The organism is Paenibacillus sp. FSL H7-0331 (assembly GCF_001956045.1).
This window is the reverse complement of record NZ_MRTH01000011.1, coordinates 33,293-47,138: the sequence shown is the minus strand read 5'-3', so window position 1 is coordinate 47,138 and position 13,846 is coordinate 33,293. Positions and strand designations below refer to the sequence as shown.

The following is a 13,846-nucleotide window of genomic DNA, read 5'->3' as shown; positions in this document are numbered from 1 at the left end:
AAAAATAACAACCACAAGGGTTGTCGTTTAAAATGTTCCTTAGGTTTCTTTATACAGCTTCTCGTAAGAAATCAAATCTTCATAAATTTCTTCAAGTGCAAGACCTACCTGCTTGTAGGACTTTTTGTTACGAATTTCCGATTTAGCACCATCACGCAACATTCTTGCCCGCTTGGATGCCGCTACTACCAAGGAATACTTACTATCCACTTTCTCTAAAAGCTCATCAATCGAAGGATACAACATGTTATTTCACCTCAACCATCCACTGTTTTATTTTACTGAATACTCGATCCTTGCGACAGTGCTCGGCTACAATAATCGATTGAATACGCGAACAGGCATTTTCCACCTTATCGTTTACAATCGCATAGTCATAATAATCCATTAAACGGAATTCGTCCATAGCTACCGACATCCGACTCCTTATCGATTCCTCGGATTCGGTACCGCGGCCAACAATTCGGCTTTCCAATTCATCTAATGAAGGAGGAAGCAAAAATATGAATACGCCTTGAGGAAATTTTTGTTTAACTTGAAGCGCACCCTGCACTTCGATCTCAAGAATAATATCTTTACCGGAATTTAACGTTTCTTCCACAAACTGACGTGGGGTTCCATAGTAATTGCCTACATATTCCGCCCATTCCAGTATTTGATCGGTATCGATCAACTTCTTAAATTGTTCCCTAGTTTTGAAGAAATAATTCACACCATCCACTTCGCCCTCTCGAGGAACGCGAGTTGTAGCGGATACAGAGTATACCAGGTCAGGCGCACAGCCGCGCAAAGCTTTACAAACAGTTCCTTTGCCCACGCCAGAAGGCCCCGATAATACGATTAATATTCCTTTTTCCTTACTCGTCATGATCATCGTCCTTATTGGAAAGTCGATGGGCCACCGTCTCGGGCTGCACCGCAGATAAAATAACATGGTCGCTATCCGTAATGATAACCGCCCGTGTACGACGTCCATAGGTTGCGTCGATCAGCATATGCCGGTCGCGTGCTTCCTGAATAATTCTTTTGATTGGCGCCGATTCCGGACTAACAATGGAAATGATTCGGTTGGCAGACACAATGTTCCCGAAGCCAATATTGATAAGTTTGATAGCCATCTGGTTTCCTCCCACAAGCTTTGCTTTAGCAAAGCTACTTCGTAAGCACTTGATTATTAAACTTGCTCTCCTATGGAAAGCTGCTAACTGAGCATTAGCATATGACTACTCTATATTTTGAATCTGCTCTCTCAATTTTTCCATTTCAGCCTTCATCTCCACAACTATCGTGGTGAGTTCTGCATGATTCGCTTTCGATCCGATCGTATTCACTTCCCGATTCATTTCTTGCAGGAGGAAATCAAACTTTCTGCCGATCGGTTCTGACTCGCTTATAAGCTGAACGCATTGCTGAATATGGCTTTGCAAACGCACTAATTCTTCATCAATATTGGAACGATCCGCTAATAACGCCACTTCCATAGCCATGCGTGCTTCGTCCATTATTGGCTGCTGCTGCATCTCCTGAATTCGAGTACGAAGCTTGTGTGCATAATGGTGTACCACCTGCGGAGCCAACTTCTGCGATTGTCCCAAATAACGATTCATGGTATCGATCCGCTGTTCGATATCCACACATAAATGGGCACCTTCGGATTCACGCATCTGGGTGAGTTTCAGAACTGCCGCTTCTGCGCAAGTCAGTAATTCACTTTGAAACTCTTCATCCGTTACTAGAGCAGCTTCCTTGAAGGTAATCAAATCTGGAATAGACATATAATCCCGTACATCCATTGATGATTTCAAACCGAATCTTGTCACAAGCTGTTCAGCTGCTGCCTGATAGGCTTCCACTAGCTGCCAGTTCAGCTCTACCGTACGAGATGCCTCGACACTTCGCTCAATCGTCACAAACAAATCAGCTCTGCCGCGCTTCAAATGCTGCTGCACGGTTTTTTTGAGCAAATCCTCATATTTCATGTATTCTCGAGGGATTCGCACGTTGACCTCGCAATAGCGATGATTCACCGATTTCAGATCCATTTGCACGATATATCCGGCAAACCGACAGCTTGCTTGTCCGAACCCGGTCATACTTTTCATCAAGCTGTTCACATCCATTAGCTTATTTTAATTCATTTTGCTAGAGGGTACAAGTGGAAATCGCGCTTTCTGATTTCTCCCATACATATTTCGTCAGATCTGCTGTCATCTCATAGGATAAGAAAGGAGTCATCAAATATATTCCGTTAAAGTACGGCATCGCCGCATCCAAAAGCTCCTTCGCGATTTGCACGCCCATCGCCCGACCCGCTTCACCCTTCAAGTCGCTCATACGCTGACGCACGTTATCCGACAATTGAATCCCTGGAACCTCATTATGCAAATACTCTGCATTACCGCCGCTTGCAAGCGGCATGATACCGAGAAAAATCGGGATATTCAAATGCTTGGTAGTCTCATATATTCGCTCAATCAGCTTGGCATCATAAACCGGCTGCGTCATGATATAATCGGCACCTGCTTCGATTTTCCGTTCCAGACGCTGCACGGCCTTCTCCAAATATTTAACATTGGGATTAAAAGCTGCTCCAACAATAAAATTCGCCTTCTTCTTCAGCTGCTTACCTGAGAAAGCTACTCCTTCGTTCAACTGCTTGATCATTCGAATGATTTCAAAAGAAGTCAAATCGTAGACGGAGCTGGAGCCAGGAAGATCGCCAAAACGTGCCGGATCTCCAGTCACAGCCAACACATGGTCGATACCCAGAGCATGCAGCCCCATCATGTGCGATTGTGTACCAATCATGTTGCGGTCACGACATGCGATATGAATAAGAGGCCGTAGTCCGGTCTGCTCTTTCACCAGGTAGCCCAACGCCAAGTTGCTCATCCGTGTAACAGCCAATGAATTGTCAGCCATCGTCAAGGCATCAATACGCGCTTCCTTCAACGCATGTGCACCCTTCATGAATTTATCAATATCCAGATCACGAGGAGGATCCAGTTCAACAATAACGGTATGACGCTGTTTGACCAATTCAATGATATTCGGTTCAGCAGCAGGCGGTAATCCAGCAGTATCATTAGCTGCCGTAGACACCGATTCAGTAATCGATTCGACTGAAGCACCCTTTGCAACAGTTGGTAAGCCTGTATCCCTTATATCGGACTGCAGTTTGTCAATACGTGATGGGTCCGGCTTGTAGCCATTCAATGCTTTCGCCATAAAAGCGATATGCTCAGGTGTCGTCCCGCAGCAGCCACCGATGATTCTCGCACCCAAATCAGCAAACTTCAAAGCCGTCTCGGCAAAATATTCAGGTGTGGCTGCAAAAGTAAAGCGACCATCAACATAATCGGCGATTCCTGCATTCGGAAATACAGAATATGGAAGTTCAGGTCCAGACGCCGCAGCTTTTTCCAAGGAACGTAATAACCCATTGGGACCGCTGCGGCAGTTAAATCCAACCACGTCGGCTCCATAGTGTTTGAGTTTGGCAAAGGCTTCGTTCAGCAGAATACCATCCTCGGTAGTCCCTGCACCTTCAGTTGCAAACTGACAAATTACTGGAATATTGCTGAGCTTGCGTATGATTTTCAAAGCCAGCAGCATTTCTTCCAGATCCAGAAAGGATTCCAGCAGCAAACCATCCACCTGTGTATCCAGAAGAACCTCGATTTGTTGACGCAAATCTTCTTTAAGCTTGGTTGTACGCACATTTTTGCGCTTACCCGCACGGATAGATCCCATCGCCCCAACGACATAAGCATCGCTGCCCACCGCTCTGCGTGCTAATTCCACACCAGCACGGTTGATAGCTTCTACTTCCTGCTCCAAGCCGTATTTGGACAGCTTCTCACGGTTTGCCGAAAATGTATTCGTTTCGATCACGCGCGCGCCTGCCTCATAATAACGGCGATGCACATCGGCGATAACCTCCGGTTTGAGCAGATTCAACTCCTCATACGAAATCCCGACCGGAAATCCCATCTGATATAAAAATGTCCCCATCGCTCCATCACCGACCAAAATATCCTGATGGAGTGCTTCCCTTAAGTCAAGCTTCATTTGCTTTTGTCCGCCCTTTCCACTAAGCTGCGATCCTTCTATATTACTATCATCCGTTTATACATTTATATAGATAAGTTGCCTTCATAAACCTGCTCTGCAGGTCCTGTCATATATACATGATTGTCGGCCGAACTCCATTCAATGAACAAGTCGCCGCCTTTTAAGGAAACCGTCGCTGAACGATCCGATACTTCGTTTAACACCGAAGCTACCAGTGATGCACAAGCTCCGGTACCACAAGCTAGCGTGGGGCCTGCTCCACGTTCCCATACGCGCATATCTATCGCATTGCGAGCCTTGACTGTTGTAAATTCTACATTCACACGTCGCGGAAACATCGGATGCTTTTCCAGCTTTGGCCCCCACTCAGCCAAATCAAATCCCACTGCATCATCAACATAGATTACACAATGAGGATTGCCCATCGAAACGGCAGTGAAATGAAACTCTTGTCCATCCACCTCAATCGGCTGATTGAGCACCTGTTCCTGATCCAGTGCAGTAGGAATTAAGGCACCCTGCAGGATTGGCTCACCCATATCGACTCGCACCGCCGTTACTTTACCTTCAACTACAGTGAGCTGCACCTGCTGTGCGCCTGCCCCGACCGTCTCAACGGTTAATTCAGTTGCTGAGGCATCCATCATGCCATGTTCATAAATATATTTGGCAACACAACGAATAGCATTACCACACTGCTCGGACTCCGAACCGTCAGAATTGATGATCCTCATCTGATAGTCGGCGATTTTTGAAGGAAGTATATATACAAGCCCGTCTGCTCCTATACCAAAAAAACGACTGCACAAACGGATTGCAAGCTCATTTGCATCGACAGGAAGCTCTTGCTGACCTGCAACGACAATGAAATCATTCCCAAGTCCATGCATTTTTGTGAAATTCATAGCCGCTCCCTACTTTCTAACCTGATCCCTATAGTGTTGATAGCCATTATCATAACGCAAAATGACAGGTATGCATAGTTTTTTGACAAAATTCCGCTTACTATTAATGTACAAAATACGAAATGCCGAGACCTGGAATTTAACCCCAGGCCTCAGCACGAATCAAAATATTAACGAATAACAGGTTTTGTCGTTCCATAACGAATGGGCTTGCGTTTGGACGGCTTGCTCATCAAGCTGCCAAATCCCATTAGGAAAGTTGGAATTCCAGCAAATATGAGGACGACGATCCAATCCTTAATATTCAGTGGAACGGTTTTAAAGATAGGCTGTAAGGGCTCAATGTACAGCACTGCCAGCATCAGCAGTAATGAGGACAGCACTGCCAGAACCAGATAACGGTTTTGCAGCGGATTGCGATGAAAGATGGAGCGTGAACTGCGACAATCAAATACATGAATCAGCTGCGCCATAACCAATGTGGCAAAAGCAACCGTCTGCGCTTTAATCAATGTTGACGCGTCATCATGCAGCCCCTGCTGCAAAGCAATCAGAAATGCAGCCAAGGTGCAAACACCGATCAGCATACCTCGAGAAATAATTTTCCAGCCCAGCCTCCGAGCGAAAATACTTTCACGTGCACCACGCGGCTTCTGCTGCATTAAATCTTTTTCGGCTTGATCGACTCCAAGTGCCATGGCCGGAAGTCCATCTGTAACCAGATTAACCCATAAAATCTGGATCGGAACGAGCGGCAGCGGCAAGCCTGCCATCATAGCTAAAAACATCGTCATGATCTCGCCGACATTAGATGCCAGCAAATACCGGATAAACTTGCGGATATTTTCGTAAATGCCGCGCCCTTCCTCAATAGCGGATACAATAGAGGCAAAATTATCGTCACTTAACACGAGCGATGCCGCTTCCTTAGATACATCGGTTCCACTAATTCCCATCGCAATTCCGATGTCTGCCGCTTTAATGGCCGGAGCATCATTAACACCGTCCCCCGTCATCGCGACCACATGGCCTTGTCGCTGCAAGGATTTGACTATCCGCAGCTTATGCTCTGGGGAAACTCTTGCATAGACGCTTGTGTCCTCGACCAACTTGTCGAGCTCATCATCACTTAGCATGGTTAACTGCTGTCCATTCAGGGTTAATCCGTTTGATGCTGGCATAATCCCCAGCTGCTTGGCAATCGCTTCGGCTGTTCCTTGATGATCACCAGTGATCATTACAGTTTTGATGCCAGCCTTGCGGCATTTTGTTATGGCATCCCGCACTTCCCGGCGCGGCGGGTCAATCATTCCCGTCAAACCGATGAAAACCAGACCGCTCTCAACTTCAGCTTCCTCCGTGCAGTTCTCCGTTGGCTTCAGATCACGGTAAGCAAGTCCCAGAACACGCAATGCGTTGTTGGCCATACCTTCATTGGCAGCGAGCACCTTTTGCCTAAGCGTTGGAGTAAACGGAATCACTTTATCATCCCACAATACATAGCTGCACTGCATGATAAGCACATCCGGAGCACCCTTGGTGCAAGCCATACGCCCTCCCTGATGCTCCACGAGCACAGACATTCGTTTACGCTCGGAATCAAATGGAAATTCGCTGGTGCGGTTGAACAAACCAGATAAGGAAGGAACGGTCAGTCCTGCTTTGGCTCCCAGTACGATAAGTGCGCCTTCCGTTGGATCCCCCTGCAGACTCCATACACTTTTCGCATCTTCCATCGTCTGCTTTTTGCGCTTCGTCACTTCTGTCTGCTCTGAGAGCTGTGCATTGTTACACAAAACAGATACTTGCAGCAGCTTTCGCAGCATCAAATGGTTGCGCACATCAACACGTTCGCCTTTCAGCTTGATATCCCCCTGCGGTTCATAACCTTCGCCTGTTACCTCAAGAATATCTCCACCCAGCCATAAATGGGTAACGGTCATTTTGTTTTGTGTCAAAGTTCCTGTTTTATCCGAGCAGATCACGGAAGCACAGCCCAACGTCTCAACAGAAGGCAGCTTGCGAACGATCGCCTTGCGCTGTATCATCCGCTGAACTCCCATAGCCAGCGCGATCGTTACAATTGCCGGAAGTCCTTCCGGAATCGCTGCTACCGCCAAACTTACTCCTGCCAAAAACATGCTGTAAGGCTCTTGTCCATGCAGAATACCAGCTACTACAACCAGAAGGGTTAGCACCAATGCAACAATAATCAATATTTTCCCAAGCTGCTCCAAACGATGCTGCAGTGGCGTTTCGGTCGATTCTGTATTTTGGATAAGATCGGCAATTTTGCCCATTTCCGTTTGCATCCCGGTTCGAATAACTACAGCCCTGGCTGTTCCACGTGTGACCATTGTACCCATGAATCCCAGATTACGCTGATCGCCAAGCGAAACCTCTTCCCCTTTCAAAGCTTCCGTGTGCTTATTAACTGGCACCGATTCACCTGTCAACGCCGATTCTTCGGCATACAGGCTGTTCGCTTCAATAAATCGCAGATCTGCGGGAATTCGGTCTCCACTTTCAAGCAGGACTATATCTCCCGGGACCAGTTCGCGGGCTGGAATTTGCAATATCGTCTCATCACGAAGGACACGGGCGTTTGGAGCGGACAATTCTTTTAACGCCCGTAGGGAGCGCTCAGCTCGATATTCTTGAATAAAACCAAGAATGCCGTTCATAATAATGATCGCAACAATTGTAATTGCATCCAGATACTCCCCAAGCAGACCTGAAATTAAGGTTGCTCCAACGAGAACAAGCACCATAAAATCTTTAAACTGGCCCAAAAATAAAGTAATTGGAGACAGCTTGGGACCATCAGACAGTTCATTTTTGCCATTTTGCTCCAATCGCTTCTCTGCCTCTGACGAGGTCAGTCCCAGTAAGGTCTGCATGTTTTGGGCTTCCATCGTTTCCTCGCTTGTCATTTGATACCACTTCTTCTGACTCATTCCGTATTACCTCCCATAAGGTTGCTCTGATACCGCCTTGCGAAAGGCTGCAAAGCTTAATTTTCATTACAAATTCCTCATGAGTAAATGTATTCAGACAAGCTGCGAAATAGCACAAATGAAAAGTCGCTTAAGTTTTTGTTCAAAGTATGGCATGATAGAGGGTGAACTATAAGTTCATGTTCAAAAAGTCAACTTTTCAGTACCGAGAAGTTAAAGTTTTCTCAGAAAACTCGCTTCGTAAGCTGGGAAGAAGGAGGAGCGGAGTTTAGGCACACCTAAATGAGCACCGCACTTCGAGTCTTATTGCAAGATTCGATGCCGAGTGAGCCTCCTGTATAACTTATTGATCAAAAGGGGACTTTTTGAACGACCTGTATAAGTTCAATTAAAATTATAAGTACGAACGGAGTTGTAATCGATATGTCGTTAGACGGTCTCGTCGTCTATAGTTTGGTGCAAGAGCTTCAAGCCTGCGTAGGCGGCCGAATTAATAAAGTTCATATGCCCTCGGGCAACGATATCATACTGCAGCTTCGCGCTCAGGGCAGTAATCTTAAGCTGCTGTTGTCTGCTAATCCAACTTATCCCCGTGTACATCTTACGGAGAAGTCCTATTCCAACCCGCTGGACGCGCCCATGTTCTGTATGCTGCTGCGCAAGCATTGCGAAAGCGGTATTATCGAGAGCATAACACAGCCCGGTTTGGAGCGGGTCATTCACATCGGCTTGAGACAGCGCGATGAGCTTGGGGATGTGAGCATCAAAACGATCATTATTGAAATCATGGGACGGCATAGTAATATTATTTTGCTGGATCCATCGACAGATACGATCATTGACGGAATCCATCATGTAACCCCTGCGATCAGCAGTTACCGTATCATTATGCCTGGCAGCCGTTATACGGCACCTCCTGAACAGCATAAGGAGCAGCCTTTTCACATTGAACGTGACTCCTTCATTGAACTGATGACGCAGGCGCCACCTGTCCAACCCGAGCAGGACGACCCTTTCAAAGCACCTGCCAAACCTGCTCAGCTTTGGGATGATCTCACCTGGGAGCAGCGTCTTGTCGCTCGGTTTAGCGGCTTCAGTCCTTTGATAGCCAAAGAAATCGTATACCGGACTCAGCCCAAGATAACGGTTGCGCATACGCCTGTTGAGAGCGCCTCGCGTCTTTGGGAACCCTTCTTTTCGATCATTAATCAACTGGGGTCAGACAGTGGTGCACCTAATATTTGTGATCAAGAAGAAACCGGCAAAGCTTATTTTTCCGTTATTAAACTGACACATTTGCAAGGGGAAATCCAATATTATGACACAGTAAGCCAATGTCTGGAAGCCTTCTACGGAGATAAAGCCGAGCGTGATACCGTCAAACAGCGAGTGTCCGATCTACTGAAGTTTCTTCAAAATGAACGAAACAAAAATGCGAAGAAACTGGAAAAGCTGCAGGAGACGCTGAACGAGGCTCAGGACTCTGACAAATTGCGCATACTTGGCGACTTGCTGACAGCTTCCATGCATCAGATTCAGAAAGGCACTTCCGCAATTGAAGTCATCAACTATTATGATGAAGAGCAGCGAATGATCACCGTTCCACTCGATCCTCTGCTCACTCCTTCGGAAAATGCACAGCGTTATTTTAAAAAGTATACCAAAAGCAAAAATAGTCTCATCGCGGTAAAAGTTCAAATGGAGCAGACTCACGAGGAAATCCTCTACTTGGACAGCTTACTGCAGCAGCTGGGTACTGCCTCACTCAGCGATATTGCCGAAATCCGTGATGAACTTATTGAGCAAGGATACATTCGCAACCGTAGTAAAAAAACACGCAAAAAGAAGCAAAATCAGCGACCTCTGCTGTCTTGCTTTATGTCCAGTGAAGGTATACCCATCTATGTCGGGAAAAATAATACGCAGAACGAGTACTTAACGAATCGGTTGGCCCAGTCCGCAGATACCTGGTTGCATACGAAGGATATTCCCGGCTCTCATGTTGTTATTCGCAGCATACAGTTCGGGGATGCAACCCTACATGAGGCCGCCCAGCTCGCCGCTTATTTTAGCCAAGCCAAGGCCTCCAGTCAGGTGCCAGTCGATTATACGATGATCAAGCATGTCCGCAAGCCAAGCGGTGCCAAACCTGGATTTGTGATTTATGATCATCAGAAAACTTTATTCATCACACCTGATGCTGATGGGATCAAACAGCTGCCTGTGAGTATAAAATAGTTCGCGCACCCTCCCAAACCCTCCCTATAGGGAGGGCCCCAAAGGGCGCCGCCCTCTGGACTCCCTCTCTGTGTGCGGACTGTAGTGTTCTCGGGGCGCTTTTCGTCCCTGCGGGACACGCTGGACTACGGTGTATTTCGGGTGGGTGTGGCTTTTGTGGGATTGAGACGCATCGTCCCTACGGGACTCGCTTGGTGCTACTTTAGACACTTTATTAAGAATGCCAGGTGCTTGTTAGTTTTTGCAGATATGCCTTTAAGGCGTCTTGAAGGTCTTCGCGCTGAAGTGCGATTTCGATGGTTGCTTCGAGATATCCCAGCTTATCTCCGACGTCATAACGTCTGCCTTGGACCGGGCAGATGACCATAGGGCTCTGGCTGTTCAGTATGCGCAGCGCATCGGTCAGTTGGATCTCGCCGTTTCTGCCAGGCTCACAATTTTCCAGTATGCCGAAAATCTCTGGTTGAATGATATATCTGCCTATGACAGCCAGGTTCGATGGTGCATGGCCACGGTCCGGCTTTTCGACCAAATCCTCGATATACCGATAATAAGGGTGGACCACAGAGGAAGGTGAAACGATTCCATATTTGTCCACATCCTCCCACGGTACCTCCGATACAGCAATGATAGATGTCTCCGTATGCTCATACAGCTCGATCATTTGCTGCAAGAACGGCGGCTCTGCCTGAATAATATCGTCGCCAAGCAGCACGGCAAACGGTTCATTGCCTATAAATTTACGTGCGCACAATACGGCATGCCCGAGACCAAGCGGCTGCTTTTGGCGAATATAATGAACATCGGCAAGGTTCGACACATCCTGCACGAGCTTTAATAGCTCTAGATTCCCTTTTTCCTCCAGCATCATTTCCAGCTCAACGGATTTGTCAAAATGATCCTCAATCGCTCTTTTATTACGACCAGTAACTATCATAATATCTTCAATGCCGGAGGCAATCGCTTCTTCAACAATATATTGAATCGCCGGTTTATCGACGATCGGTAGCATTTCTTTGGGCTGGGCTTTGGTAGCAGGTAAAAAACGGGTTCCCAAACCTGCGGCTGGTATAATTGCTTTACGTATTTTCATCCTAATCCTCCTGAACTTCTACCTTGCTCCTCTATTCACAGCTTTTGTTTAGCCTCAATAAGCTGTTGAACCACAGATATTTCGATTTTTTTGGAGCCTATAGGAGAATGGAATACAACTCCGCCTCGCTCACCATGAAAATCCGATCCTGCCGTCACAATCAGCTGATACTGCTTGGCGATAGACAAATAATGCTGCTCTTGCTCGACTGTATGATCCGCATGGTATACCTCGATGCCCGCTAAACCGCTTTCGACCAGCTCACCGATTAATTGATCCTGCCCATACAGACCAGGATGGGCAAGCACGGGAACCCCTCCAGCATCACGGATCCATCCAATTGCAGTTGCAGGTTCAATCCGCGGCGGATTGACATAGGCGGCACCATCTTTTCCGAGAAATCGATCAAATGCTTCAGCAATAGAGCTAACATGTCCCTTGCGCAGCATTGCATCGGCGATATGTGGCCTGCCAAGTGTTTCATCGACTTTTTTCGATGCTTGCAGAGACGCACGCACCTCTTCCATCGTGAGTGGAACACCGAGTTCATTCAGCTTCTCAAGCATCATCTCGTTCCGTTTGTCCCGAACACTCCTCAGATTCGCCAATCGCTCCAGAAACAGTTCATTTTCGTAATCTATCCAATACCCAAGAACATGGATATCTTCGCCGCCAGCTATCGTGCTGATCTCCACGCCAGGGACAACCTGAATTCCATATTGCTCACCAGCAGCTATCGCTTCCTTAAGCCCAGCTACTGTATCGTGATCGGTTATCGCTATAGCCCCGAGTCCTGCCGCTACAGCAAGCCGTACATTTTCAGCTGCTGGCTGCATCCCATCCGATGCCAAAGTGTGACTGTGCAAATCCGCGTATACCATGTGAACCCTCTTTTCCTGATTGGATTGTTATATGCATTTGGATAATCCAGAATATCCCATTCTATGCTATTCGGTCAACCTGTCCCTAAAGCCATTGACTCAAATCCCGTTCGCGCAAAAAGGTCAAGAAGGTAACCGCCGATATCGGCAAAATGGTTGAATTCAGATAAATCGCATGAAAGCTGCGTGTAAAGCAAACGCCTTCGATTTTCTTTACGACTAATACACCCAGTGCCGCTTCATGCTTGAGAGAGGATTGGGACAATATAGAGATACCAAGATCAGCTTCTACAGCCGATTTAACAGCGCCGGTACTGCCAAGCTCCATAACGATCTTCATATCGCCCGGGTCACAGCCTGCACGTGCAAGCTCTTCCTCCATAACTGTTCTTGTGCCCGAGCCCTGCTCTCTTAATATAAATGGATACTTCAGCATCTCTTCTAGCGTAACGACTGGCATGTCAGCTAAAGGATGGTCCTTTGGAACAATAAGCATCAATTCATCATTCATCACAGCTTCCACATGTACATCAGGGTGATGTACCTCTGCTTCCACAATACCAAAGTTCAATTGGTGGTTCAGCACTTCATCAAGTATTTGTCTCGTATTGATGACCTTCATGCTAATCGATATGTTCGGGTATTCCTTTCCAAAAGGCCCGAGCAAGCGAGGCAATATATATTCCCCTACAGTCATACTCGCTCCTAAGTGAAGCCTTCCTTCCAGCATATGCGTAAATTTGGACATACTGATGTCCGTTTCTTTTATTAAGTCAATACTCCGCTTGGCAAATGGCAGTAAGGTTCTGCCTGCTTCCGAGAGTTCAATCTTTTTCGTGGAACGGTGAAACAGCTTCGTACCAAAATAATCCTCTAACGATTGCACCTGCATCGTAACAGCAGGCTGGGTCATGTGAAGGGCTTGTGCCGCATAAGAAAAACTGCCTTTCTCCGCGACGGTATAAAAAATATGAAGCTGATGAAAATTAAGTGCCATGATCTGCGTACCTCCAACATGCTTTGGTAGACCTATTATAGCAAATAAAAAAAGAGCATGCTGCATCCGCGCAGAATACTCTTTGTAATTATTCATTATCGGCGTTTTCGACTGTTTTTGATCAATGTCATTCGACGTGAATGACGCAGCCATGAGTAATACGATTTCAAATCTCTGAGCTCAATCGTTTCAGACATACGTCCAAGAAAAGTTACAATGACCATCCGATGCAGCTTGGGACCAGTCTCACTAAGGTTCTCCATCTCTGTGAATTCAGCGATTAACACCAAATCGTCATCCACAAGATAAGCATCTTCGCCATTCTTGTAATAAGACTTGATCTGACCCGCTTTTAAGCGGTTCCATAAAAAAGCACAAATATCTTCAAAACCCGTTTTTTCATGCTCAACGCGGTCATTCCAACGGATTTGGGCATGATTCGTGATAACGATATCCGTGATGCTTTTGTTACCTAATGAAACAAAAAACGGTTCACAACCATTTGATCGTTCTATCGTTCTATCTCTCATAAATCACAACCCCCCACCCATGAAATTAGTTCTTTAAACCTATGTACACAAAAGCGTTTCTACTTATTCTACATTACTGGAGAACGATTGACAAATTAATTATTCTTTAGTTAAATCTTGTAAACTTGATACTTCACAGCAAAAAAAGCCCCTGGCATCAGAAGCTTTTCC

12 protein-coding genes are annotated in these 13,846 nt (G+C 46.5%); 1 reads left to right on the top strand and 11 read right to left on the bottom strand.

What is annotated here, in order from left to right; all coding sequences use genetic code 11:
- Positions 1–39: 39 nt before the first annotated feature.
- The 7 genes from rpoZ to BK127_RS17525 all read right to left on the bottom strand — a co-directional run bounded on the left by rpoZ (position 40) and on the right by BK127_RS17525 (position 7,936).
- Positions 40–246 (bottom strand): DNA-directed RNA polymerase subunit omega, encoded by a 207-nt coding sequence (gene rpoZ / locus BK127_RS17555; protein ID WP_076232580.1) that lies wholly within the window; start codon positions 244–246, stop codon positions 40–42.
- 1 nt (position 247) lies between these two features.
- Positions 248–868: a guanylate kinase gene (gmk, locus tag BK127_RS17550; RefSeq protein WP_076232578.1), complete on the bottom strand. Its 621-nt coding sequence runs from the start codon at positions 866–868 to the stop codon at positions 248–250.
- The gene (remA, locus tag BK127_RS17545; protein WP_009672664.1) at positions 858–1,118 is read right to left on the bottom strand and encodes an extracellular matrix/biofilm regulator RemA; all 261 of its coding nucleotides are present in this window, start codon (positions 1,116–1,118) and stop codon (positions 858–860) included. The genes gmk and remA overlap by 11 nt, the downstream gene beginning before the upstream one ends.
- A gap of 105 nt (positions 1,119–1,223) precedes the next feature.
- Positions 1,224–2,105 (bottom strand): YicC/YloC family endoribonuclease, encoded by an 882-nt coding sequence (locus tag BK127_RS17540; RefSeq protein WP_076232575.1) that lies wholly within the window; start codon positions 2,103–2,105, stop codon positions 1,224–1,226.
- A 37-nt stretch (positions 2,106–2,142) separates the two neighbouring features.
- On the bottom strand, positions 2,143–4,071 hold the full coding sequence (locus BK127_RS17535) for a bifunctional homocysteine S-methyltransferase/methylenetetrahydrofolate reductase (protein ID WP_076232572.1): 1,929 nt from the start codon (positions 4,069–4,071) through the stop codon (positions 2,143–2,145).
- A gap of 65 nt (positions 4,072–4,136) precedes the next feature.
- Entirely contained in the window at positions 4,137–4,979 is an 843-nt protein-coding gene (gene dapF, locus BK127_RS17530) for a diaminopimelate epimerase (RefSeq protein ID WP_076232570.1), read from the bottom strand.
- Between the two features lie 170 nt (positions 4,980–5,149).
- On the bottom strand, positions 5,150–7,936 hold the full coding sequence (locus tag BK127_RS17525; protein WP_076232567.1) for a calcium-translocating P-type ATPase, SERCA-type: 2,787 nt from the start codon (positions 7,934–7,936) through the stop codon (positions 5,150–5,152).
- Between the two features lie 423 nt (positions 7,937–8,359).
- On the opposite strand from BK127_RS17525, the gene BK127_RS17520 reads away from it, so the two are divergent.
- On the top strand, positions 8,360–10,174 hold the full coding sequence (locus BK127_RS17520) for an Rqc2 family fibronectin-binding protein (RefSeq protein ID WP_076232565.1): 1,815 nt from the start codon (positions 8,360–8,362) through the stop codon (positions 10,172–10,174).
- Between the two features lie 214 nt (positions 10,175–10,388).
- On the opposite strand, the gene galU is transcribed toward BK127_RS17520, so the two are convergent.
- The 4 genes from galU to BK127_RS17500 all read right to left on the bottom strand — a co-directional run bounded on the left by galU (position 10,389) and on the right by BK127_RS17500 (position 13,675).
- Positions 10,389–11,267: a UTP--glucose-1-phosphate uridylyltransferase GalU gene (gene galU / locus BK127_RS17515; protein ID WP_076232562.1), complete on the bottom strand. Its 879-nt coding sequence runs from the start codon at positions 11,265–11,267 to the stop codon at positions 10,389–10,391.
- Between the two features lie 35 nt (positions 11,268–11,302).
- Complete coding sequence (locus tag BK127_RS17510) at positions 11,303–12,148, bottom strand: PHP domain-containing protein (protein WP_076232559.1); 846 nt, start codon at positions 12,146–12,148, stop codon at positions 11,303–11,305.
- Positions 12,149–12,233: 85 nt separating this feature from the next.
- On the bottom strand, positions 12,234–13,145 hold the full coding sequence (locus BK127_RS17505; RefSeq protein ID WP_076232557.1) for a selenium metabolism-associated LysR family transcriptional regulator: 912 nt from the start codon (positions 13,143–13,145) through the stop codon (positions 12,234–12,236).
- A 95-nt stretch (positions 13,146–13,240) separates the two neighbouring features.
- Positions 13,241–13,675 carry a hypothetical protein gene (locus tag BK127_RS17500; protein ID WP_076232555.1) on the bottom strand — a complete coding sequence of 145 codons (435 nt, stop codon included), beginning with the start codon at positions 13,673–13,675 and terminating at the stop codon, positions 13,241–13,243.
- Positions 13,676–13,846: the final 171 nt, after the last annotated feature.

Coding starts and splice junctions, on each gene's coding strand:
- rpoZ (WP_076232580.1), bottom strand. CDS start 246: ATGTTGTATCCTTCGATTGATGAGCTTTTAGAGAAAGTGGATAGTAAG.
- gmk (WP_076232578.1), bottom strand. CDS start 868: ATGACGAGTAAGGAAAAAGGAATATTAATCGTATTATCGGGGCCTTCT.
- remA (WP_009672664.1), bottom strand. CDS start 1,118: ATGGCTATCAAACTTATCAATATTGGCTTCGGGAACATTGTGTCTGCC.
- BK127_RS17535 (WP_076232572.1), bottom strand. CDS start 4,071: ATGAAGCTTGACTTAAGGGAAGCACTCCATCAGGATATTTTGGTCGGT.
- dapF (WP_076232570.1), bottom strand. CDS start 4,979: ATGAATTTCACAAAAATGCATGGACTTGGGAATGATTTCATTGTCGTT.
- BK127_RS17525 (WP_076232567.1), bottom strand. CDS start 7,936: ATGAGTCAGAAGAAGTGGTATCAAATGACAAGCGAGGAAACGATGGAA.
- BK127_RS17520 (WP_076232565.1), top strand. CDS start 8,360: ATGTCGTTAGACGGTCTCGTCGTCTATAGTTTGGTGCAAGAGCTTCAA.
- galU (WP_076232562.1), bottom strand. CDS start 11,267: ATGAAAATACGTAAAGCAATTATACCAGCCGCAGGTTTGGGAACCCGT.
- BK127_RS17510 (WP_076232559.1), bottom strand. CDS start 12,148: ATGGTATACGCGGATTTGCACAGTCACACTTTGGCATCGGATGGGATG.
- BK127_RS17505 (WP_076232557.1), bottom strand. CDS start 13,145: ATGGCACTTAATTTTCATCAGCTTCATATTTTTTATACCGTCGCGGAG.
- BK127_RS17500 (WP_076232555.1), bottom strand. CDS start 13,675: ATGAGAGATAGAACGATAGAACGATCAAATGGTTGTGAACCGTTTTTT.